This is a genomic window from Gordonibacter massiliensis (ex Traore et al. 2017) (assembly GCF_019731765.1).
GTDB lineage: Bacteria > Actinomycetota > Coriobacteriia > Coriobacteriales > Eggerthellaceae > Gordonibacter > Gordonibacter massiliensis.
Genome location: NZ_JAASIO010000003.1, coordinates 171,020 through 191,531, shown reverse-complemented (window position 1 = coordinate 191,531; position 20,512 = coordinate 171,020). Strand labels below are relative to the sequence as shown.

The 20,512-nt window shown below is 64.6% G+C and carries 17 protein-coding genes; 8 read left to right on the top strand and 9 right to left on the bottom strand.

Features of this window, described 5'->3' with window-relative positions; all coding sequences use genetic code 11:
- Window positions 1–43: 43 nt before the first annotated feature.
- Together HCH03_RS05915 and HCH03_RS05910 are read left to right on the top strand one after the other, a co-directional pair.
- The gene (locus tag HCH03_RS05915) at window positions 44–2,581 is read left to right on the top strand and encodes a transporter substrate-binding domain-containing diguanylate cyclase (RefSeq protein WP_221688742.1); all 2,538 of its coding nucleotides are present in this window, start codon (window positions 44–46) and stop codon (window positions 2,579–2,581) included.
- A 266-nt stretch (window positions 2,582–2,847) separates the two neighbouring features.
- On the top strand, window positions 2,848–4,098 hold the full coding sequence (locus HCH03_RS05910; protein WP_221688741.1) for an Nramp family divalent metal transporter: 1,251 nt from the start codon (window positions 2,848–2,850) through the stop codon (window positions 4,096–4,098).
- A 217-nt stretch (window positions 4,099–4,315) separates the two neighbouring features.
- Here the strand turns inward: HCH03_RS05910 and HCH03_RS05905 are convergent, their stop codons facing one another.
- Together HCH03_RS05905 and HCH03_RS05900 are read right to left on the bottom strand one after the other, a co-directional pair.
- Entirely contained in the window at window positions 4,316–5,017 is a 702-nt protein-coding gene (locus HCH03_RS05905; RefSeq protein WP_221688740.1) for a Crp/Fnr family transcriptional regulator, read from the bottom strand.
- Window positions 5,018–5,028: 11 nt separating this feature from the next.
- Window positions 5,029–6,252 (bottom strand): MFS transporter, encoded by a 1,224-nt coding sequence (locus HCH03_RS05900; protein ID WP_221688739.1) that lies wholly within the window; start codon window positions 6,250–6,252, stop codon window positions 5,029–5,031.
- A gap of 219 nt (window positions 6,253–6,471) precedes the next feature.
- Between HCH03_RS05900 and HCH03_RS05895 the strand changes: the two genes are divergently transcribed.
- Genes HCH03_RS05895 through HCH03_RS05885 form a run of 3 tightly spaced genes read left to right on the top strand, consistent with a single transcriptional unit; the run spans window position 6,472 to window position 10,421 of the window.
- Complete coding sequence (locus HCH03_RS05895) at window positions 6,472–9,027, top strand: molybdopterin-dependent oxidoreductase (protein ID WP_221688738.1); 2,556 nt, start codon at window positions 6,472–6,474, stop codon at window positions 9,025–9,027.
- Window positions 9,028–9,037: 10 nt separating this feature from the next.
- Window positions 9,038–9,607, top strand: coding sequence for a 4Fe-4S dicluster domain-containing protein (locus HCH03_RS05890; protein WP_185904429.1), 570 nt, complete (start codon window positions 9,038–9,040; stop codon window positions 9,605–9,607).
- Between the two features lie 10 nt (window positions 9,608–9,617).
- Entirely contained in the window at window positions 9,618–10,421 is an 804-nt protein-coding gene (locus HCH03_RS05885) for a DmsC/YnfH family molybdoenzyme membrane anchor subunit (protein WP_221688737.1), read from the top strand.
- Between the two features lie 186 nt (window positions 10,422–10,607).
- Here the strand turns inward: HCH03_RS05885 and HCH03_RS05880 are convergent, their stop codons facing one another.
- The 3 genes from HCH03_RS05880 to HCH03_RS05870 all read right to left on the bottom strand — a co-directional run bounded on the left by HCH03_RS05880 (window position 10,608) and on the right by HCH03_RS05870 (window position 13,375).
- Window positions 10,608–11,375, bottom strand: a complete 768-nt coding sequence (locus HCH03_RS05880; RefSeq protein WP_185904431.1) for a LamB/YcsF family protein — start codon at window positions 11,373–11,375, stop codon at window positions 10,608–10,610.
- Window positions 11,376–11,386: 11 nt separating this feature from the next.
- Window positions 11,387–11,659, bottom strand: coding sequence for a ribbon-helix-helix protein, CopG family (locus tag HCH03_RS05875; RefSeq protein WP_221688736.1), 273 nt, complete (start codon window positions 11,657–11,659; stop codon window positions 11,387–11,389).
- Between the two features lie 876 nt (window positions 11,660–12,535).
- A complete protein-coding gene (locus HCH03_RS05870; protein WP_221688735.1) occupies window positions 12,536–13,375 on the bottom strand; it encodes a putative hydro-lyase in 840 nt (279 codons plus the stop codon).
- A gap of 273 nt (window positions 13,376–13,648) precedes the next feature.
- On the opposite strand from HCH03_RS05870, the gene HCH03_RS05865 reads away from it, so the two are divergent.
- Window positions 13,649–14,398 carry an N-acetyltransferase gene (locus HCH03_RS05865; RefSeq protein WP_221688734.1) on the top strand — a complete coding sequence of 250 codons (750 nt, stop codon included), beginning with the start codon at window positions 13,649–13,651 and terminating at the stop codon, window positions 14,396–14,398.
- Window positions 14,399–14,834: 436 nt separating this feature from the next.
- On the opposite strand, the gene accC is transcribed toward HCH03_RS05865, so the two are convergent.
- From accC to pxpB, 4 genes are read right to left on the bottom strand one after another with little or no spacing between them, the layout of a single operon-like run.
- Window positions 14,835–16,184: an acetyl-CoA carboxylase biotin carboxylase subunit gene (accC, locus tag HCH03_RS05860; RefSeq protein WP_221688733.1), complete on the bottom strand. Its 1,350-nt coding sequence runs from the start codon at window positions 16,182–16,184 to the stop codon at window positions 14,835–14,837.
- A gap of 12 nt (window positions 16,185–16,196) precedes the next feature.
- Entirely contained in the window at window positions 16,197–16,664 is a 468-nt protein-coding gene (gene accB / locus HCH03_RS05855; RefSeq protein ID WP_221688732.1) for an acetyl-CoA carboxylase biotin carboxyl carrier protein, read from the bottom strand.
- A gap of 21 nt (window positions 16,665–16,685) precedes the next feature.
- Window positions 16,686–17,915, bottom strand: coding sequence for a biotin-dependent carboxyltransferase family protein (locus HCH03_RS05850; protein WP_246599723.1), 1,230 nt, complete (start codon window positions 17,913–17,915; stop codon window positions 16,686–16,688).
- Window position 17,916: 1 nt separating this feature from the next.
- A complete protein-coding gene (gene pxpB, locus HCH03_RS05845; protein ID WP_185904435.1) occupies window positions 17,917–18,645 on the bottom strand; it encodes a 5-oxoprolinase subunit PxpB in 729 nt (242 codons plus the stop codon).
- A gap of 142 nt (window positions 18,646–18,787) precedes the next feature.
- Here pxpB and HCH03_RS05840 point away from each other — a divergent pair, with 142 nt between their 5' ends.
- Together HCH03_RS05840 and HCH03_RS05835 are read left to right on the top strand one after the other, a co-directional pair.
- On the top strand, window positions 18,788–19,501 hold the full coding sequence (locus tag HCH03_RS05840; RefSeq protein WP_080143911.1) for a sulfite exporter TauE/SafE family protein: 714 nt from the start codon (window positions 18,788–18,790) through the stop codon (window positions 19,499–19,501).
- A 350-nt stretch (window positions 19,502–19,851) separates the two neighbouring features.
- Window positions 19,852–20,322 carry a MarR family winged helix-turn-helix transcriptional regulator gene (locus tag HCH03_RS05835; protein WP_221688731.1) on the top strand — a complete coding sequence of 157 codons (471 nt, stop codon included), beginning with the start codon at window positions 19,852–19,854 and terminating at the stop codon, window positions 20,320–20,322.
- Window positions 20,323–20,512 lie beyond the last annotated feature (190 nt).

Genomic DNA, 20,512 nt, shown 5'->3' with positions numbered 1-20,512 from the left:
GCAGTATAATAAGGGGCACGACAAGGGGAAAGGCGCAGGCGCGATGGGGGAGCGGCACGGCGGAGGGGGACGGTTCGGACGCGTTTTTCACGCGGCGGCCTGTTGGCTGCTCGCGTTCGTCTGCGCGGTATCCGCATGGGTCCCCGGCGGGGCCTTCGGCGACGAGGCCGCGTCCGACGAGGCGCCTTCCGCCGCCGCGTCCTCGGAAGCGGTGCGCACCGTGCGCGTTGCGTTCCCCCAGCAGTTTCGGGTGATGTGGACGGACGAATCGGGCGTTCGATCCGGCTACACCTACGAGTACCTGGAGCGCATCGCCCAATACACGGGTTGGAACTACGAATTCGTCGCGGTCGAGGGCAGCGGGGCAGCGGCTTTCGAGAAGTCGCGCGAATTGCTGGCCGCCGGCGAGGTGGACCTCGTGGCCGGCATTATGTCGTCGGAGCAAAGCCGCTCGTCGCTCGCGCTGACGCGCGAGAGCTACGCTACCTTGGGAATCGTGCTGCTGGCCAGCGCCGAGCGCACCGACAACCCGCTCGTCTCCGCCAGCGCCGACCGTCCTCTGCGCGTGGCCGCGGTGGAGAAGTCGACGTTGCTGGGCGAACTGGAATCGTTCTGCGCTCGCATGGGCATCGCGTACGAGTTGGTGAACTGCGCGGATGTGGACGATTCGAAGGCCGCAGTGCTCGACGGCCGGGCCGATGCGGTGCTCGCGACCGACATGGCCGCGGCCGACGGTTTGCGCACCGTCGGCCATGTTTCGTCGCATCCACTGTATTTCGCTGCCGCTCAGGGTGACCAAGTGCTCGCCGACAAGCTGGATGCCGCCCTCGAACGCATCGACAGCGCCGATCCGATGTTCCGCTCGCGCCTGCACGACGAGTACTTCACGCAGGCGTCCGGCGCGTTCGTGCTGTCGGACGACGACCGCTCCTTCATCGCCGCCGCTGATCCCGTTCGGGTAGGCGTGCTGTCGAACCAGCCGCCGTACCAGTACGAAGAGAACGGCGAGCTCAAAGGCATCGCCGTCGATTTGCTCGAAGTCGTGGCGGCGAAGACGGGCCTCAACTTCACGTACGTGCCCGCCGCGTCGGAAGACGAGCTGGACGGGTTGAGCGAGCAAGGAGCCATCGATCTGGTGGCCTGTTTCGACTACAACTACGCTGCGGCGCGCGAACGGGGGCTTTCCCTCACGCAGCCCTACGTGACGGCGTCGTACGTGCTCGTTGCGAACGAAGGGGCTTCGAACGGGGACATCGCCGGAAAACGACTGGCCATCTCGTCTTCGAGCCGCTACGACGGCATGTTCATCGGCGACGCGGTCCGCTTTCCGTCCGTTGCGGAATGCCTGCAGGCGGTGGTCGGCGGCGAGGCCGACTATACGTACGTCGACGAGTACGTCATGCAGTACTTCCTCAACATGCCCGAGTACCGCGGCGTGCGCGTCGCGCCGCAAACGCACGAACCGCGGCGCGTCAGCTTCGGCGTCGTGCGCACGGGCGACGGCCGGCTGCTGGGCATCATGGATCAGGCCATCGGCTCGCTCACGGAAGTGGAGCTGCAGGCCGTCATAAACGGCGACGTGCTGCGCGAGCAGCCGTTCGAGATCGTTGACTTCGTGCGCGCCCATCCGTTCGAGGCTTTCGCCACCGTAGCCGTAGTCCTCCTCATCGTGTTGCTGCTGATACTGGTCATTCTGTATCAGCGGGCGCGCGCCAACGCGAAAACGGCGCTCGACCTGAAGAAGCGCCTGCGCCTCTACGCGCTCTGCGACGACTACTTCTTCGAGTACGACAAGCGCACCGGCTCGCTCGTGATATCGCTGCCGAGCAAAGAGGGCCAGCATGGCGTGGCGGAGCCCATCACCGTCAACCTCGGATCGGACTCCTTCGCCCTGGACGAGGAGCAAAAGACCTCGTTTCTGGATCTGCTGCGTTCCCGCGAGCGCCGGGTGGAGGAGGTGCGGTTGCCCGATGCGGACGGCATCGACCATTGGCTGCGCGTGACCGTCGAACCCGTGGACGATGCGGGGCGCGCCGCCTACGCGGTGGGCACGTTGAAGGTGATAGACGAGGAACGGAGCGAGAAGGACGAGCTGATGGCGAAGGCCGAACGCGACAGCCTCACCGGTTTGCTCAACTCCGAAACAACGCGGCGGCGCATCGCGCAGCAGGTGGACGCGCTCGGCGAAGGCGAGCGGGGAGCCTTGATCATGGTCGACATCGACCGCTTCAAAGAGGTCAACGACACGTTCGGCCATCTCGAGGGGGATCATGCGCTCGTGGACGTCGCACGCATCCTGCGCGAGAGCTTCCGGGTGGGCGACGTGGTGGGGCGGCTCGGCGGCGACGAGTTCATGGTGTACCTGAACAACGTCAAAGATTCCGCTGTGGTCAAAGAGAAATGCGAGGCCGTGCGCCGCGCCGTCGAGCGACGCGCATCGTCCGATTCGGAGCGTCGCATCACCATCAGCACGGGATCGGCGCTCTCGAAGCCCGGCGAGTCGTTCGACGACCTCTACCGGCGCGCCGACGAGGCGTTGTACGCGGCCAAGCGCGACGGCCGCAACCGTTGCAGCTTCTAACGCTCGGAGCGAGCGTGCGAACCGGGGCCTCGGGATGCCGCTGCCTCTCGCGGCGTTCGGGGGCCGCTTCGCCGCCGATGGACGGAGCCCTCTGCGGTTGGGGCGTATACGTTGGGTCTTTATTCTGATAAAGTAGGCGAATCTGATCGGCATTGCCTTTTTCGAAGGCAGTATCTGCGCGTTCGCAACAGAGGCGAAACGTGCAACGGGGATCATGGGGTGTGCATAACGTTGCACCTCGTTGTCAAGAAGGGAAAGGAGAGGGTATGAGCAGCTCTCTGGCTCAGAAGTTCAAGAACATCGGACCTGGCGCGCTCGTGGCGGCCGGCTTCATCGGGCCCGGCACCGTCACCACCTGCACGGTATCCGGTGCGAGCTACGGGTACACCATGCTGTGGGCGTTGCTGTTCGCCACCGTGGCCACCATCATCTTCCAGGAGATGGCTTCGCGCGTCGGCATCGTTTCGGGCAAGGGATTGGGTGAAAACATCCGCGACCGCATTCCCAACAAGGCTCTCATGTGGATTGCTATCGTGATTGTTATCATCGCCATCTTCGTGGGCAACATCGCCTACGAAACGGGCAACATCACGGGCGGCATCTTAGGCATCCAGGCCGTCGCGCCCGACGTGCCCATGCTGCCCATCGTGGTGGTGCTGGGCATCTGCGCGTTCATCGCCATGTGGATCGGCTCGTACAAGGTGGTCGAGGTCATCCTCACGGCCATCGTCGTGTTCATGGGCGTGGTGTTCCTGGTGACGGCGTTCGCGTCCAGCCCCGACTGGGGTGCCGTGGCGCATGGCCTGTTCGTGCCCGCGCTGCCCGAGGAGGGCTCGAAGGGCATCCTCACCGCCGTGGGCCTCATCGGCACCACCATCGTGCCGTACAACCTGTTCCTGCACGCCTCTGGCGCCTCCGAGCGCTTCAAGGATCCCGAGCAGGTGTCCGACGCGCGCTTCGACACCATCCTGAGCATCGGCCTGGGCGGCATCATCTCCATGGCCATCCTCGTGTGCGCCGCCGCGAACATCTACGGCACCGACACCGTGGTGACGAACGGCAAGGACATGGCGCTCGCATTGCAGCCGCTTCTGGGCTCGTGGGCCACGTGGCTCATCGGCCTGGGACTTTTGGCTGCCGGATTCTCCAGCGCCATCACGGCGTCGTTCTCGGCCGCCTACGCGGTGAACGGCGTGCTGGGCTGGAAGAAGACGGTCAAGGACCTGCGCTTCAAGCTCATCTGGATCATCGTGCTCGTGTGCGGCTGCGTCATGGCCATCGCGCTGGGCAAGAGCCCGACCGAGCTCATCTTGGTGGCGCAGGCGGCCAACGCCATCCTGCTGCCCATCATGGCGTTCTTCGTCATCTACTGCGCCAACGGCAAGGACCTGGGCAAGTGGAAGAACCACATCTTCGCGAACTGCGCGGGCGTGGTCATCATCGTCATCACGCTGTTCATGTGCTACCGCAACATGTCGAGCTTCCTCACGTCGCTGCAAGCCCTGATCGGCGGCTAGCGGACGTATCGGCAAAGCAGCAACGCGAAAGCGCCCGCCATGGAGGTGGGCGCTTTCTCGTTTTCCTCCACCTGTCATCCCGAGCGAGCGGAGCATTCGACAGTCCGGTGGACTGTCGAGGCCCCGGGCACGCGGAGCGGGCACAGGGAGGCCCTGCGAAGCGGGGGCGAAGGATTCCCTGCGGCGCCAGCCGAAAGACTCCCTTGCGAGCTCGCCCCTAGGAGCTCGCAATAAGGTTCTCGGCGATGCTTTTGAGCTTTCGGAAGTCGGTGATGACGAGCGCGCCGCGCTGCCGTTCGACGCAGTCGGCGTTGCGCAGGGCCACGACGGAGTTCGTGATGGAGTTCACGTGCACGCCCAGCATCTCGGCCAGCTCCTCGTTGCTGAAGGGCACGATGGCAGGCGCCTGCGCCGAGTTGAATTCGCGCGCCAAGGTGAGCAGCAGGGCGGAGAACCGCTGCAGCACGGGGTAGATGGACGCGTTCACCGCCTCGCGGGTTTGCAGCGCCATCATCTCGAACAGGTACTGCGCCATGGCATAGCACACCTCGCCGTGCGCCTTGAGGTAGTCGCCGAAGCTCTCGGCGTCGAGGGCGTAGGCCTCCACCTTGGTGGTCGCCTTCGCGTTCAGGATGGACGGCTTGCGGTCGACCTCGGGCCGGAACCCTTGGAACCCGATCAGCGTTCCGGCCTTGTGGAAGAACACCGTTTTCGTGTAACCGTCGGGCGTGTCGCTATACAAGCGCACCAGGCCGCGCGTGAGGTAGAACGTGTCGCGCATGTCGTCGCCCTCTCGAAACAGGTAGTCGCCGGGGTTGAGTCGAATCGGCCTCCCCTTGAGCGCGCCTTCGGCAACGACGCGTTCGATCGTGTCGCTCAACAGGGGTTTCGGCTGCACGAACAAGCTGATGGCCTCCATGGGTCCTCCTTTTACGCGTCGTTGCGGCGAGGGTACATCATACCCCATGCCAGCAGGGCTGCAGCTGCGGCGGCCGAGGCCGTTGAAAACGCCGCAGCCAAGGGGAGGCCGGCTTGCATCATGAGCCCGGCTGCGAGCCCGCCGACGATCATGCCCAGATCCAAGCCGCTCTGTTGGCGCGCAAGAAACGTGCTCGCCCCGCCGCCGAGCGAGGTGCCCGCCGCGGCTATGAGCGTGGCAATGCCCCCGAAGTAGCCCGCGCCGCACAACAGCGCCCCCGCTAGGACGGGAAGCGGTCCGGGAGCGGTTCCCATGAGCAGCAGGCCCAGCCCGTTTGCCGCGATCGTGCAGGCGACCGCGCGCTTGGGGCCGAAGCGGTCGGCCGCCCATCCTGCGACCAGGCTGCCCGCTAGACCCCCGGCGCTCAGGCAGGCGAACAGCACGCCGTCGTTGCAGCCGGCAAGCACGTTGCGGGAAAGCAGCTGCCCAAAGTTCATGACCACGCTGTAGCCCGAGGCCAGCAGGAAAGGGCCTGCGAGCAGCAACGCCTTTTGCCGCCGGGTCATCGGCAGGCCCGCATCGTCGGGGTTCGGTCGGCGTTCTTCCGATGCGGGCGTTTCAGGCGCGGCGGCCGGCCTGCGGGCGGGCAGCGCGCAGGCGATGGCGGCCCCGCATGCGCCCGCTACGGCGAGCACGGCGAAAAACGTGCCGTACCCATGTTCGCCGATCAGGGGGAAGACGGACACGGGGCCCACCATGAGCGAGGCGGTGGTCGCGAATCGCACGATTCCCAAGTGGCGGCCCAGCACCGGGGCGGGGGAGGACGCAGCCAGGTATTGCGAAACGCTCGGTTGGAACGCCGCCAGGCCCAGCGCTTGAGCGAGGCGCAAGACCACGATCTGCCAGAGTTCGGTGCAGCTTGCCATGAGCAGGCAGGGAAGCGTGTAGCCCAACGCTCCCAAGATCATGGCAAACCGGCCTCCCCGCCGCTCCACCACGCGTTCGAGCGGAATGCGCAATAGCACGGCGACCAGGACGAACAGGCTGTTTTGCAGACCCGCCACGAAAGGGCCGCCTCCCAGTTCCATGACATAGGCCGGCAGCGCCGACGTTTCGGTGTTGTTGAGTCCGAACACCAGAAAAGCCGAGACGGCAACCAGCGCGGCGGCGCCGTTCGGGCCGCACGCGATGCCGACGCAGCGTTTCCGGGCACGTCTTCCTTCGCCCTTCGTCACGAATATCCCCTCTCCACGCACGGGACGTTACCTGTTTGCGCGAACGATGTCCAACCAAGCTTGGGCGGTGCCCACAACATTGTGGGCACGCGCCTTGTTTGGGGGCGTGGCCCAACCCTGTGCCGTGCCCACTGCCGTGTGTGGAGGGCGCTCGACAGGGGGCGTAACGTTGTCGGCGTCCGAACGAACAAGGAGTTCGACGAGAGCAAGGAGGAGGATATGGAGAACGGTGAAACGTATGTCGGGGCACGCGAGCCCGAGTACTTCACGCGCGACGGCAAGCTCACGCGCCGCACGTTCATCAAAGGCGTCGGGGCCATCACGGTGGCATCCGCGCTCGGCTTCGAGGCGTTGGGGGTCGGCGCGGGCGAAGCGCTGGCCGACGAGGTTCCCGCAGCTGCCGGAGAGCAGGCGGTGCACGCCGTGTGCACGGTGAACTGCACGTCGCGCTGCCATCTGCGCGGCACCGTGCGCGACGGCAAGCTCGTGCGCGTGGAGCCGGGCGACATGCCGGGACGTCCGGGATATGCGAACGCGTGCCTGCGCTCGATGAGCTACATCCAGCGCCTGCAGGACGAGAACGCGCGCGTCATGTACCCCATGCGCCGCACCGGCGAGCGCGGCTCGGGCGAGTTCGAGCGCATCACCTGGGACGAGGCTATCGACGAGATAGCCGAGAAGCTGAACGCGGTGCTGGCGAAAAACCCGCTGGCGGCCTCGTTCTACTCGTTCACGGGCGACTTGGGCAAGCTCTCGTGGGAGGCTCCCACGCGCTTCGCCGCGACCGTGGGCGCCACCACGTGGGACATCGAGGGCATCATGGGCGACCATGGCGCGTCCATGGGCATGACCATGGTGTTTGGCACGCATCGCGGCGCGCATGATTCGCGCGACTACCTGAACTCGAAGCTGCTCATCGCGTGGGGTCGCAACGTCGCGGACACGCACACGTCCGAGCTGCGCGATTACGTGGCCGCCCGCAAGAACGGGGCGAAGCTCATCGTCATCGACCCGCGCCAGTGCTCCACCGCCGCCATAGCCGACGAGTGGATCCCCATCAACCCCCAGACCGATCCCGCCCTCGCTTTGGGCATGATGAACTGGATCATCGGCCACGACCTGCACGCCAAAGACAAGCTGGTCGAGGAATCGGTGGCTCCGTACCTTATCCGCGAGGATGACGGCACGTACCTGCGCATGGTCGACGGCAAGGTCGTCGCAACGGCGCAGGGCGACGAGAAAGCCGAGGCGGGCTCTATCGGCACCGCTCCGGCGGCGCAGGGTGCGGCCGGAGCCGGTGCCGGCACGTACGTGATCTGGGACGAGCTGGCGGGTGCCGCGGTGCCCGCGCCCGACGCGAAAACCGTCAAGGCCGGTTCCGCGAAGCCCGCGCTCTCGGGTTCGTTCACAGTCGACGGGGTGGCGTGCCGTACCGCCTTCGACCATCTGGTCGACGCGTGCGCCGCGTACACGCCCGAACGCACCGGCGAGATATGCGGCATCGATCCTGCCGTGGTCGAGCGCTTGTCCAAGGAGTACATCGAGGCCCAGCCCGCCGGTATCCGCATGGGCCAGGGCATGCAGCGCGTGTACCACTCTTATGCGCCTTTCCGCACCGTGGCCACGCTCGCCATGGTCGCCGGCTACATCGGCGTTCCCGGCGGCGGCGCCTCCCACGCCGGTGGCACGGCCACCAACAAGCCGGTCGCCGGCTACACGGGGCCGGTGTACGACTATTCGGACTGGTCGGACACGGGCAAGAAGGCGAACCTCGTTCCTTCCTCCCAGGTGTATTCGGCGGCGGTCGACCACGATCCGGTGCCCATCGACTTTCTGTGGATCGCCAACTCCAACTTCGTCAACATGAGCCCCGACTCAAACCGCATCATCAACGAAGTCATCCCGGCCATCGATTTCATCGTGACCGCCGATCCGTGGTGGACGTGGACGGCGAAGTACTCCGACATCGTGCTGCCCGCCTGCACGTACTGGGAGCACTGGGATCTGGTGGATCGTAGCCCGTGGGCCATGTTCAACCAACCTGCCATCGAGCCCATGGGCGAGAGCAAGTCCGACGTCGAGATCATGTCGCTTCTGGCGAAGAAAACGGGCGTCGAGGCGTATTGGGACAAAACCGACGAGGAATGGGTGCGCCAGTTCGTGGGCACCGACCATCCAGCCTGGGACGATCTCGATTGGGAGCGCGACGTGGTGGAGCAGGGCATCTACGGTCGCTCCGACGCCATCTACGACTCTGCCATCGTCTACGCCGACGGTGCCGGATACAAGACCGACACCGGCAAGTTCGAGTTCTACACCGAGGATCTGGTGGAGTTCGACGACGAGGTGCCCACCTGGAAACCGCCGTGCGAGGACCCGCGCGAGGGCGAATTGGCGCAGAAGTACCCGCTCGTGTACATCCAATACCACGATCGCCTGAACGTGCACACGCAGCACATTCTGAACCCCGCGCTCGAAGTGGTGCAGGACGAGCCGCTGCTGCAGATGAACCCGGCCGACGCCGAGGCACGCGGCATCGCGCACGGCGATGTGGTACGGGTGAAGAACGACCGCGGCAACATGAAGATCCGCGCGTTCCTCACCGAGGGCATCGTTCCCGGCACCGTGGCCACGCAGAGCGGTTGGACGCCCGACTACTTCATCGAGGGGTGCTATCAAAACCTCACGCATCACACCATATGCGATGCCGAAGAAGCCTACAGCATGACGAACAGCGCCTTCTACGACGTGCTCGTCGAAGTCGAAAAGGCGTAAAGGAGGAATCATGGCCGAACAGAAACACTACGGCATGGTCATCGACACTCAGTACTGCGTGGGGTGCCAGACCTGCACGGTGAGCTGCAAGATATCGAACGAGGTGCCCGGCAACGCGCACTGGAACCATCTGGAGAGCCTCGACGGCGACGTGCTGTACCAGTCCACCGGGAAGTTTCCGCGTCCGACGCTGGCGTTTCGCCCCCTGCTGTGCAACCACTGCGAGGATCCGGCGTGCGTGAACAACTGCCCGTCGGGCGCCATGCACAAAGATCCCGAAACCGGCATCGTCTCGGTGAACCAGGACGTGTGCATCGCATGCGGTTACTGCAGCTGGGTATGCCCGTACGGGGCGCCTTCGATGAACGACGTCGACCACGTGATGAGCAAGTGCACGTTCTGCGCCGAGCGCGTGGCCGAGGGGGCCGAGCCGTACTGTGTGGCCGCCTGCCCGGCGAACGCGCGCGTGTTCGGCGATTTGAACGATCCGGAGAGCGCGCCGAGCAAGCTCATGCAAGAGCGTCACGCCGAGCCGTATCTGCCCGAGGCCGGCACGCGCCCGTCGGTCTATTACGTGTAAAGGTTGGTTGATGAACATGATTATGCATGTGCTTCCTCTTCTAGTGTTCACGACGTTCGCCGGCTTGGCGGCCGGGGCGTACGTGGTCGATGCGCTGTGCGGCGGCCTGCGCGTGAGCGGCTCCAACAGCTCGGCATCCGACGAACGTCGCCGTGCTTGGCTGTTCCCGCTGGTCTGCTTGGTTTTGCTGGGCGTCGGGCTGTGCGGCACGCTCGCGCACCTCGGGCAGCCCCTGCGGTTCGCGAACGGTATGGCGAACCCCGGATCGATGATCGCCCAAGAGGCGTACTGGTCCATCGCGTTCGGCATCGTCATCGTGGTCGACGTGGCGTTCGCGAAGGCGAAGGGCGCGTCGCCGCGCCCGGTGCGCTGGGTCGGCGCGATCGCGGCCGTGGGATTGATGATCGTCACCGGCTTGGCGTACTACCACAGCCTGGGCCTGCCCGCGTGGAGCGGGGCTGCGACCGTCCCGTTGTTCGTGCTGGGCGATCTGGCGCTGGGTGCGGGCCTGTGCGCCCTGCTCGATCGCGGCGCGCTCGCCGATGGCAAGCTGGCCTGCGCGAACATAGCGGCGGAGATTGCCTTCGCCGTTGTGCTCGTGGCGTTCGGCCTGCACCTGGCGCGCATCGGCGCGGACATGACCGCGCTGCTGGTTGCGGCCGGGATCGTCGGGCCGTTGGCTGCCAGCGTCGCCGCCGGTGCGACGCATGCGGGAAAGCTGTCGTCGCAAGCGGGTGCCGCGGCCGTGCTTGTCCTTGCTACGGTAGGCGTGGTGCTGGCGCGTTACGCTTTCTTCGCTGCGGGCATGATGTAGGACGCTTTCTCGAATCCGGGCGCGCTCGGGTTCGAAGGAGGTTGTGCCGAATCCTCCGTTTCCGCCCGCGCCTCCTCCCTCCCTGGCGCGGGACGGACGAAAAAGAGCCGACGTTCCTTGCGGGACGTCGGCTCCTGCTTGGGTGCATGTTCGATTTCGAAAGCGCTGCGACGCCGTTATCGGCCGCTAGTTGGTTGCTCCCACCGGCTTGATGGCTATGCCGTCCTCTTCGAGGGCCTCGCGGGTGCGGCGGACGAAAGCCAGCGCGGTGGGGGAGTCGCCGTGCACGCAGATGGTGTCGGGGTGCAGGTCGATGAGCTTGCCGTTCACGGACAGGATGGCGCCGTCGCGTATGGCGTTCTTCACGCGTTCGATGGCCTCCTCCTCGCTGCGGATGAGGGCTGCGGGATCGTTGCGGTTCACTAGCTTGCCCTCGTCGGTGTAGTTGCGATCGGTGAAGAACTCTTCGGCCGTGGTCAAACCGAGCTTCCGGCCCTCGTCCACGAGTGCGCCGTTCGCCAACCCCACGAGCACCAGGCGGTCGTCCACGTCGCGCACTGCCTGCGCGAGCGCCGCCGCGAGTTCCGGATCGATGGCGGCGTGGTTGTACAGCTGCCCGTGGGGCTTCACGTGTCGCAGCGGCACGCCGGCCGCGGCGCAGAACGCCTGCAGGGCGCCTATCTGGTACAGCATGTAGGAGTACGCCTCGTCGGGCGACAGGTTCATGTCGCGGCGACCGAAGCCCTGCAAGTCGGGGTAGCCCGGATGCGCGCCGATGGCGATGCCGGCGTCCGCCGCCATGCGCACGGTATCGCGCATGACCATCGGGTCGCCCGCATGTTGGCCGCAGGCTACGTTCGCGCTCGAGACGAGCGGGATGATCTGGTCGTCGAGTCCCAGCGTGTAGCGCCCGAAGCTTTCGCCCAGGTCGCTGTTCAAGTCGATGCTATACATTGCGTCTCTCCTTACGCCTTCATGAGGCGGTCGTCCACGGCCAAGCGCAGCTCTTCCGAACGCGTGCGCCCCTCGCGCGCCGCCCTCCGATCGAGCGCGGCTATCTTCGAAACGGGAAGCCTGAACGTGATGGGCTTCACCTCCTCGTCGGCGAGGGAGGGCCTGCCCATGACGACCTTGCCGAACTTCGACGCGTCCCACGTGTCGTTCTCGTATTCTTCGGCTTCCTTGTCAAGCTGCTCCTCGGTGAAGCCGATTCTTCGGTTGAGCTCTTCTCGGCTCATCGTCACCTTTGTGAAACGAGGAGGTTCTTGGCTGTTGTCGTCGTACTCTGCGACGGTGAATTCAATGAGCTTGTCGGTTTCTTTCGGCGCTCGGCTATCGTTCTCTCCGCCCACCGCTACCTCCTTGCCAGGTGGTTCGCTGCTCTTGCAACCAAGGCTATTGTATGACAATAGTAAGCCCCCAACAAGCGAACGCTCACGAGGCCGATAGGACGCCCGACCCAAATGCTGCAGCCCTGACGACGCAACCCGAACGACGCAGCGAGCACGCCGGGCGGCCCGAATGCCGCAGCCCAAACGACACGCGCCCGAACGATGCGCCGCGGACAGCGCGCAGCCCATGCAATGCAACCCGAACGACGCGGCTCGAACGACGCGCGGCGCATGAGAGGTATTCGAGAACGCTACTTCAGCGGTGGGAGGTCGCGGCCGGTAGCAGAGATCGCCCGTTATGAACGATTTTCCGGCTCTCAAGCAATCACCTGACGACAAAACCCCAGTTCGCGAAAAGTTAGCCGAGGCTCTTTTCGTTCATAACAAGCGATCTCTGCCAGAGGGATCGGCGCTTTATGTTAAATCAGCATCGACATGCTCTCGGCTAGGTTGTCATCCTGAGCATGCAACAGTCCAGTGGACTTTTTGCACTCCCGAGCACGCGGAGCGGGTGCAGGGAGGCATCGTGAAGCGATGAGCGGTGCGAGCCGCGGAGCCGAAGAATCCCCTGCGGTGCCAATTGAAGCAAGTATAATGCCAGCGAAAAGAGGCTGCATCAAAAGCCCCTTTTCGCTGCTTTCGCTAGGCAAGGGCTTTGCCCTTGCCTAGCGCTCAGTTGGCGCAATCGCATCTTGCGGGGACTTGAGATGCGGCTTCGGAGACCTATTCCTTCAGGTTGATGTTCTTCGTGTCGGTGATGAGCATGCAGCCGGGGGCGTGGGTGATGGCGAACGGCGGCTTGCTGTTCATGACGATGGACTGGGGCGTCACGCCGCAGGCCCAGAACACCGGCACCTCGCCCTCGTGGATGTCCACGGGGTCGCCGAACTCGGGATGCGCGATGTCCTTCACGCCGATGGCCGCCGGGTCGCCGATGTGGATGGGCGCGCCGTGCACCTTGGGGATGGCGCCGGAGATCTGCACCGCCTTCACCACCTGGTCGTAGGGGATGGGGCGCATGGACATGACCATGTTGCCGGACATGGAGCCCGCCGGCGTGCACGGCACGCCCGTCAGGTACATGGAGACGTTGCGGCCCATGGTGTTGTGGCGCATCTCGATGCCGGCCTCGATGAGCTCGGACTCGAACGAGAACGAGCACCCGATGACGAACGAAACCAGGTCGTCGCGCCAGTAGTCCTCGACGTTGTCCACCTCGGCCACCAGCTCGCCGTGCTCGTAGATGCGGTAGCGCGGGAAGTCCGTGGCGATGTCGCAGTCGGTCGCGCAGATGGTGGCTTCGCGGGCGCCCACCTCGGTCACCTCGAGCAGCGGGCACGGCTTGGGGTTGCGCTGCGCGAACAGCAGGAAGTCGTAGGCTTGCTCCTTCGGCAGCACGATGAGGTTCGCCTGCGCGTACCCGGGGCACAAACCGCTGGTCGGTGCCGTGAACGCGCCGGAGCGAATGAGATGCCGCGCCTCGGCGGGCGCCGCGTCGAGCATCTGCGCCCACACGTCGTCGGCAATGCCCTCGGGCTTGGTGGGAATCGGAGTGTTCTGCATGATAGGCCCCTTTCCAAGATGGTGTGCTCCATTATCGCACGAGGAGCCGCTGCGCGGCGCACTCTATCCACGCTCTCATGCAAGATCGGCGCTCTGAGTGCGGGCATCTGACCGAGCATTGTCGGCCCAAAGACGCGTTTTCGTGGCAGAAAACGCGTTTTTGGGCCGACAATGCTCGGGTCTTCGCAGACAAGGTCGCTACATTCTGCGAATCGCGTGGGTGTGAACGGCTACAATGAGATGGCCGACATCGACATGAGAAAAGGACCCCGCATGGACGCCGAGTTCGTGAACCTGACGCCGGAAAACCTCGCTGACGAGCACCTCTGCTGTATCATCCGCACGAAGAAGCCCCATCCGGGCGTCGAGGCGAAGCGGCAGTGGCTCGCCGACCGGTTGAAGGAAGGCCACGTTTTCAGAAAGCTGCAGGCGAAGGCCACCGTGTTCATCGAGTACGCTCCGCTTGAGTCGGCTTGGGTTCCCGTAGTGGGCGACAACTACCTCTACCTGTACTGCCTGTGGGTCACCGGCAGCCCCAAGGGAAGCGGATACGGGAAATCGCTGATGGAGTACTGCCTAGCCGATGCCAAGAAGCAGGGGAAATCCGGCGTGTGCATGCTGGGAGCGAAGAAACAGAAGAGCTGGCTTTCCGACCAGTCGTTCGCGAAGAAGTACGGCTTCGAGGTGGTCGACACAACCGAGAGCGGCTACGAGCTGCTCGCGCTCTCCTTCGACGGAACGGTGCCGCAGTTCGCACCGAACGCCAAACGCGAGCGGATCGAAAGCGAGGAGCTGACGATCTACTACGACCTGCAATGCCCTTACATCCACCAGTATATCGAGAAGATACGCCAGTACTGCGAAGAGAACGACGTGCCCGCGTCGCTCGTTCTCGTGGACACGCTGCAGAAGGCCAAGGAACTCCCCTGCGCCTTCAACAACTGGGCCGTGTTCTACAAGGGAGAGTTCCGAACGGTCAACATGCTGGGCGTGCCGCAGATAGAGAAGCTGCTGGCGAAGTGAGGGTGTGCAAGCGGTGAACGTTGCCGGGTTTTCCGGCTTCGCCGGAACGGGCGCTCTGGAGAGCGCCCCTACGGTTCAACTAGCGAGGGTTGGGCATTCGGCAAGCACAACCCAGCCAGTCGGTATTGTCCATCCGCCAACTTGCAAGAAGCGCATAAGTTGAACCCCTCTCACCCCTCGTTGCCTGCCGGCTTTCTTCCCGGTTGATCTGCTGTGGGCGGGACGGACGGACAAAGTGAGAGAAGGGGACGGACGGGCGGCGCTCATCAAGCGAGTTCCGCATGGTGAACAGTCCAGTGGACTGTTCACACACCATCTCCCGCGCCCGAGCGGGCGCGCTGGAGAGCGCTTGTCGATCTCCAGCTGTGGGCGTTTCGTGCGAGCTCAGGACTGCCCGAGCGACTGAGCGCCGCCCGTCCGTCCCCGGGCGTGCGGTTTACACTTCGCCCTTCATGAACCGCTCGATGAAGCTCGTGTCGGCCAAGCCGGCGGCGAACGTCTCGTTCTCCATGATGGCGTACTGGAAGTCCAGGTTCGTCTTCACGCCCACCACCACCATCTCCTCAAGCGCGGTGCGCATCTTCGCGATGGCCTCGGTGCGGTCGCGTCCGTGCACGATGACCTTGGCTATCATGGAGTCGTAGTAGGGCGATATCTCGTAGCCGTCGAACGCGGCCGTGTCCACGCGCACGCCGTTGCCGCCGGGCAGGTGCATCTGCGAGATGGTGCCGGGCGAGGGCAAAAAGTGTGCTTCGGGCTGCTCGGCGTTCACGCGGCACTCGATGGCGTGGCCGCGGTAGGTGATGTCGTCCTGCGTGAACGTGAGCGGGTCGCCCGCCGCCACGCGGATCATCTCCTGCACGATGTCGGTGCCCGTGACCATCTCGGTCACGGAGTGCTCCACCTGCACGCGCGTGTTCATTTCCATGAAGTAGTAGTTCAGCCGGTCGTCCAGCAGAAACTCGATCGTGCCGGCCGACGTGTAGCCCACGGCCTGCGCCGCGCGCACGGCCGCGTCCAGCATCTCGGCGCGCACCTCTTCCGTCAAAGCAGGCGAGGGGCTCTCCTCGATCATCTTCTGATGGTTGCGCTGCACGGAGCAGTCGCGCTCGCCCAGCGCCACCACGGTGCCGTACGTGTCGGCCATGACCTGCACTTCCACATGGCGCGGGTTCAGCACGCAGCGCTCCAGGTACATGGTGTTGTCGCCGAACGCGCCCACGCTCTCGCGCTGCGCGATGGAGAACTGCTCGCAGAAATCGCGCTCGTCCATGCTCACGCGCATGCCCTTGCCGCCGCCGCCGGACGACGCCTTGATCATGATGGGCCAGCCGATGCCGCGCGCCAGCTCCAGCGCCTCCTCGGGGGCGTGCACCGGCTCCTTCGTGCCGGGTACCACGGGCACGCCCGCTTCCATCATGGTCTTGCGGGCCTGGCTCTTGTTGCCCATGCGGTCGATGACCTCGGGCGCGGGGCCTATGAACACGATGTCGTTCTCGCGGCACAGCTTCGCGAACGTGGAGTTCTCCGACAGGAAGCCGTAGCCCGGGTGGATGGCCTGCGCTCCCGTGCCCTTCGCCGCCGACAGGATGGCGGCGATATTCAGGTAGGAGTCGCGCGCGGCCGGCGGCCCGATGCACACGCTCTCGTCGGCCAGGTACACGTGCAGCGAATGCTTGTCCGCCGTTGAGTACACGGCCACCGTCTTGATGCCCATGGCGCGGCAGGCGCGGATGATGCGCACGGCTATCTCGCCGCGGTTGGCAATGAGTATCTTGTCGAACATGGCGCGCCCCGCCTAGCGCGCTTCGGCGGTGGCGATGCGGAACAGCGGCTGGTCGTACTCCACCTGCGCGCCGTTGGCGGCCAGCACCTCCACCACCACGCCGGGCGCGGGGGCCGTGATCTCGTTCATCATCTTCATGGCCTCTACGATGGCGAGCGTCTGGCCGGAAAGCACCTCTTGCCCCACCTTGACGAACGGATCCTCGTCGGGGCTGGGCGAGATGTAGAACATGCCCACCATGGGGCTGCGCACCAGCAGCGAGTCCTTGTCGACGTCTTCGATCGCGGCGGCTTCGTGGCCTTCGGACTTGCCGGCCAAAAGCGCGCTCACGCGGTCGGCCATGAGCGGAAGGGCCGAGGACGAGAGCGGTCCGTGGCTGCGTTCCAGCTCGATTTTCGTCTCGCCGTCGTCCACGCGCAGGGCCGTGAGCTCGGCCTTGTCCATGATGGCGATGAGTTCTTCGATGGCTTTCGTATCCATGGTGCTTCTCCTTGCGCTCGTCTATGCGATGCGGTCGTTGCCGTTGGTTCCGTTGCTGCTTGCGCCCGTGCTCGCTTCCGCGTCAGCGCCGCTGCTCGTGCCGCCGTTTGCGCGCGTCTGCGCATCCGCTCCCGCGCCGTCCCCGTAATGCAACGTGTTGCGGCTGCCTACGCGCTCGGCACGGTTGGCGCGGTCGATCCACAGGGTGTCGGCCTGGGTTTTCTTGGCCTGCTTCTCCAAGATCGGCGTGAGGCGCCGCGCCGTGCGGCGCGGCGAGATGCCGTCGGCGCTGGGCCGACGCACCTTCAAGGCCAGCATCTCGAACTGCCGCGCCTCTTCCCGCAGCAGCTCTTGGGCCTGCTGCACGGTGATGGCTTCGAAGCGGATGCGGCTGCCCGGCGGGCGCTGCACGAGCTTCGGGATGTCGACGGTGGCGATGGTGCCGATCTTCGCGTAGCCGCCGGTGGTCTGGCGGTCGGCTAGCATGACGATGGGCCGGCCGTGCGAGGGAACCTGCACGGCGCCGAAGGATATGCCGTCCGATATGATATCGGAGCCGTGTTTCGTCTCGATTTCCGGCCCGTCCAGGCGATACCCCATGCGGTCGCACTTCGTGGTGGTGGTGTAGGGCCGGCTGTAGAACGTCTCGATGCCGGCGTCGGTGAACATGTCCTCCTGGGGGCCGGGCACCACGCGCACCGTGACCTCGTCCTCCTCGAACCCGTAGAACGGATCGGGATCGATGCGATGGGAGCCCAGATTCGGCAGGAAATCGACGCCCTTCGTCACGAACGGCAAGTAGTCGCCGGTGATGAGCGTGCGCCCCTTCCAGCCGCCGAACTCGCACTTCAGGTTCGTGGAGCGGCTGCCCATGACCTCGGGCACCCGCACGCTGCCCCCGGCGATCGCTAGGTACCCGTAGCAGCCGGTCTTGGCGGCGCCGAAGCGCAGGATGGAGCCGCGCTTCACCATGATGGCCGCGTAGCGGGGCGCGGGCTCGCCGTCGATGGTGGCGCCGAAATCGGCGCCCGTGATGGCGATGATGGTTTTCGTGGTGAAGCGCAGCATGGGGCCGGCCAGCGCGAATTCGAGCACGGGCGCGTCGGGGTCGTTCTCCACCAGCAGGTTGGCTATCACGTAGGCGCGGTGGTCCATGACGCCGTTCGTGGAGAAGCCGCTGCCCTGGTAGCCGAAGCGGCCGTTGTCCTGGATCGACGTGTACACGCCCGGTTTTCTGATAACGAGGCCCATGCTACTCGTCCTCCACGAAGATCTGGTACTCGTAGGTGTTGGCGGCCAGCTGCTGCTCGATGGCGGCGTACTCGTCCGGCGTGATGGGCACGAAGCGCAGGTACTCGCCGGCGGCGTACAGGATGGGTTCCTCGCGGTCGGGGTCGTAGGGACGCAGCGGCGTGCGGCCGATGATCTGCCAGCCGCCGGGGGAGGCCAGCGGGTAGATGCCCGTCTGCTCGCCGCCGATGCCCACGCTGCCGGGCTCGATGCGCGTGCGCGGCGTGGCCAGGCGCGGCGTGTGCAGGCGCGGGTCGAGGCCGCCCAGGTAGGCGAAGCCGGGCAGGAAGCCCAGCATGTCTATGAGGTAGTCGTGGGCGGTGTGGATGCCGACGACCTCCCGCTCGGACATCCCGGCGTGCCGAGCCACGTTGCCCAGGTCGGGGCCGTACTCGCCGCCGTAGCACACGGGAATCTGCACGATCTTGCGCACGGAAAGATCGGCTTCGCCCACGTCGTGCAGCTTTCCCCTCAAACGCGCGGAAAGCTCGTCGAACGTGATCACCAAGGGGTTGTAGTACACCATGAGCGAGCAGAACGTGGGCACGAGCTCGGTGATGCCCTCGATGGGGTCGGCGGTGAGGTTCTCGGCCGCCAGGCGGATCTTCGCGCTCGTTTCCGCAGAGATCGCATGCGCGAACTCCAGGTTGAGCGCCGAATCGCCGGCGATGGTGATGCTGAATCCCGCCATATGGTTCCGTTCTCCGTCTCTCGAGGGCGTCGCTGCGCAACCGGAAGGGCCGCACAACGGCATCGCCCGCCAGAGCGCGTCGATGACGTTGCCCATCAATGCTACACTGGTAACTGATCGTTAGAATAGGATTGTAGCATATATGGAAAAAGCACTGTTTCTTGCGGCGTTCTTCTTCGCGTACACCGTGCAGGCCATCACCGGTTTCGCCGGCAACATCTTCGCCATGCCGGTGGGCACCACGCTTCTGGGTCTGAACTCTACCGTGTCCATCTTGAACGTGATGGGTTTCTTCGCGTGCGGGCTGTTGGCGCTGCTGAACATCAAGCACGTGAATTGGCGCGAGTTCGGCAAGATCATCGCCGTTATGATCGTGTTCATGATCGTGGGCATCTGGTTGGACACACTCATGCCGCTGCACATCTTGCTGAAGATATACGGTGCCATCATCGTGTTCATCGGCGCGAAGAACCTCATCTTCACCCGCCAGAAGTTCCTGCCGGAATGGGCGCTGTGGATCATCCTGGCGCTGGCGGGGCTCATCCAGGGCATGTTCGTGTCGGGCGGTGCGCTGCTGGTGATCTACGCGGTGCAGAAGCTGCGCGACCAGCAGGAGTTCCGCATCACGCTGTCGCTCATCTGGACGGTGCTCAACTTCATCTACGCGTGCATCGCCTTCCAGCAGGGGCACTTCACGGGCGACGTGCTGCAGGTCATCCTCATGTGCGTTCCCTTGGCCGTCGTGGCCACGGTGTTGGGGAACAAGCTGCAGAAGAAGATCAGCCGGGAGAAGTTCCTGAAGCTCACCTACGTGCTGCTGCTGTTCATAGGCATCGTGCTGTTGGTCACCAGTTGATCGCTTCGTGGGGCCCGGGGGAGGGGCGGCAGGCGGGGCCTGCTGCTCGGGCAGTCCTGAGCTCGCACGAACAGTCCACTGGACTGTTCGGCTTGTGCGGAACTCGCATCAGGCCCCGCCTGCCGCCCCTCCCCCGGGCGGCGAGCGCCACGTGGTTGGGGTGAGGGGGAAGGTCGAAGTGAGGATAATTCAAATTGGGAATTATCCATGGATAATATAGTTATGCATAATGATCTGGTTAAATGATTATCTTTGAACGTTTTGTGGATAATAGGTCACTTCGCATAAACAAGACTATAGTAGCAACGTCAACTATGAGAGAGATAGAGAAACGAAAGAAGGAACCCCTCATGACCGAAGCAACCAAGACCCTTGCGCAGCTGAAGAAGGCCAGCAAGCTCACCCGCCTCTCGTTCCACAAGAACGGCCCCAAGAGCTACAAGCGCGGCCAGGGCGCCCTGCTCAACGCCCTGCTGGAGAACGACGGCACCACGCAGCGCGAGCTCGTGAAGACCATGGGCATGGACCGCAGCGACCTCAAGGGCATCGTGAAGAAGGCCGAGCGCAACGGCTACGTGACCATCGAGGACCACGACGCGAAGCACACCTACGCCGTGAAGCTGACCGACGAGGGTCGCAAAGTGGCCGAGAAGCGCGTCAAGGCCAACGACAAGACGGCCGAGGACATCCTGGATTGCCTGTCCGTCGACGAGGTGGCCCAGCTGAACGCCCTCACCGAGAAGCTCATCCTGTCCTGCAAGGACAAGGGCATCAACGGCAAGAAAAAGGGTCGCAAGGCTCACAGCTGCCACTGCTGCTAGCTTCTGCTCGAGCGAAAGCGTGCGAAGGAGGTCGGTGCGAATCGCATCGGCCTCCTTTTCTATACCGGTACGGATGCGCCTGCGGCTGTTTGGGCGGCCTGCGGGCTGCTTCCGTGACCGAAACGATGGCGGCGCAAGTCGCGATTGCGCGAGAGAACCGCTACAATGGAGCGAAAGGCGAGGCAAGGAG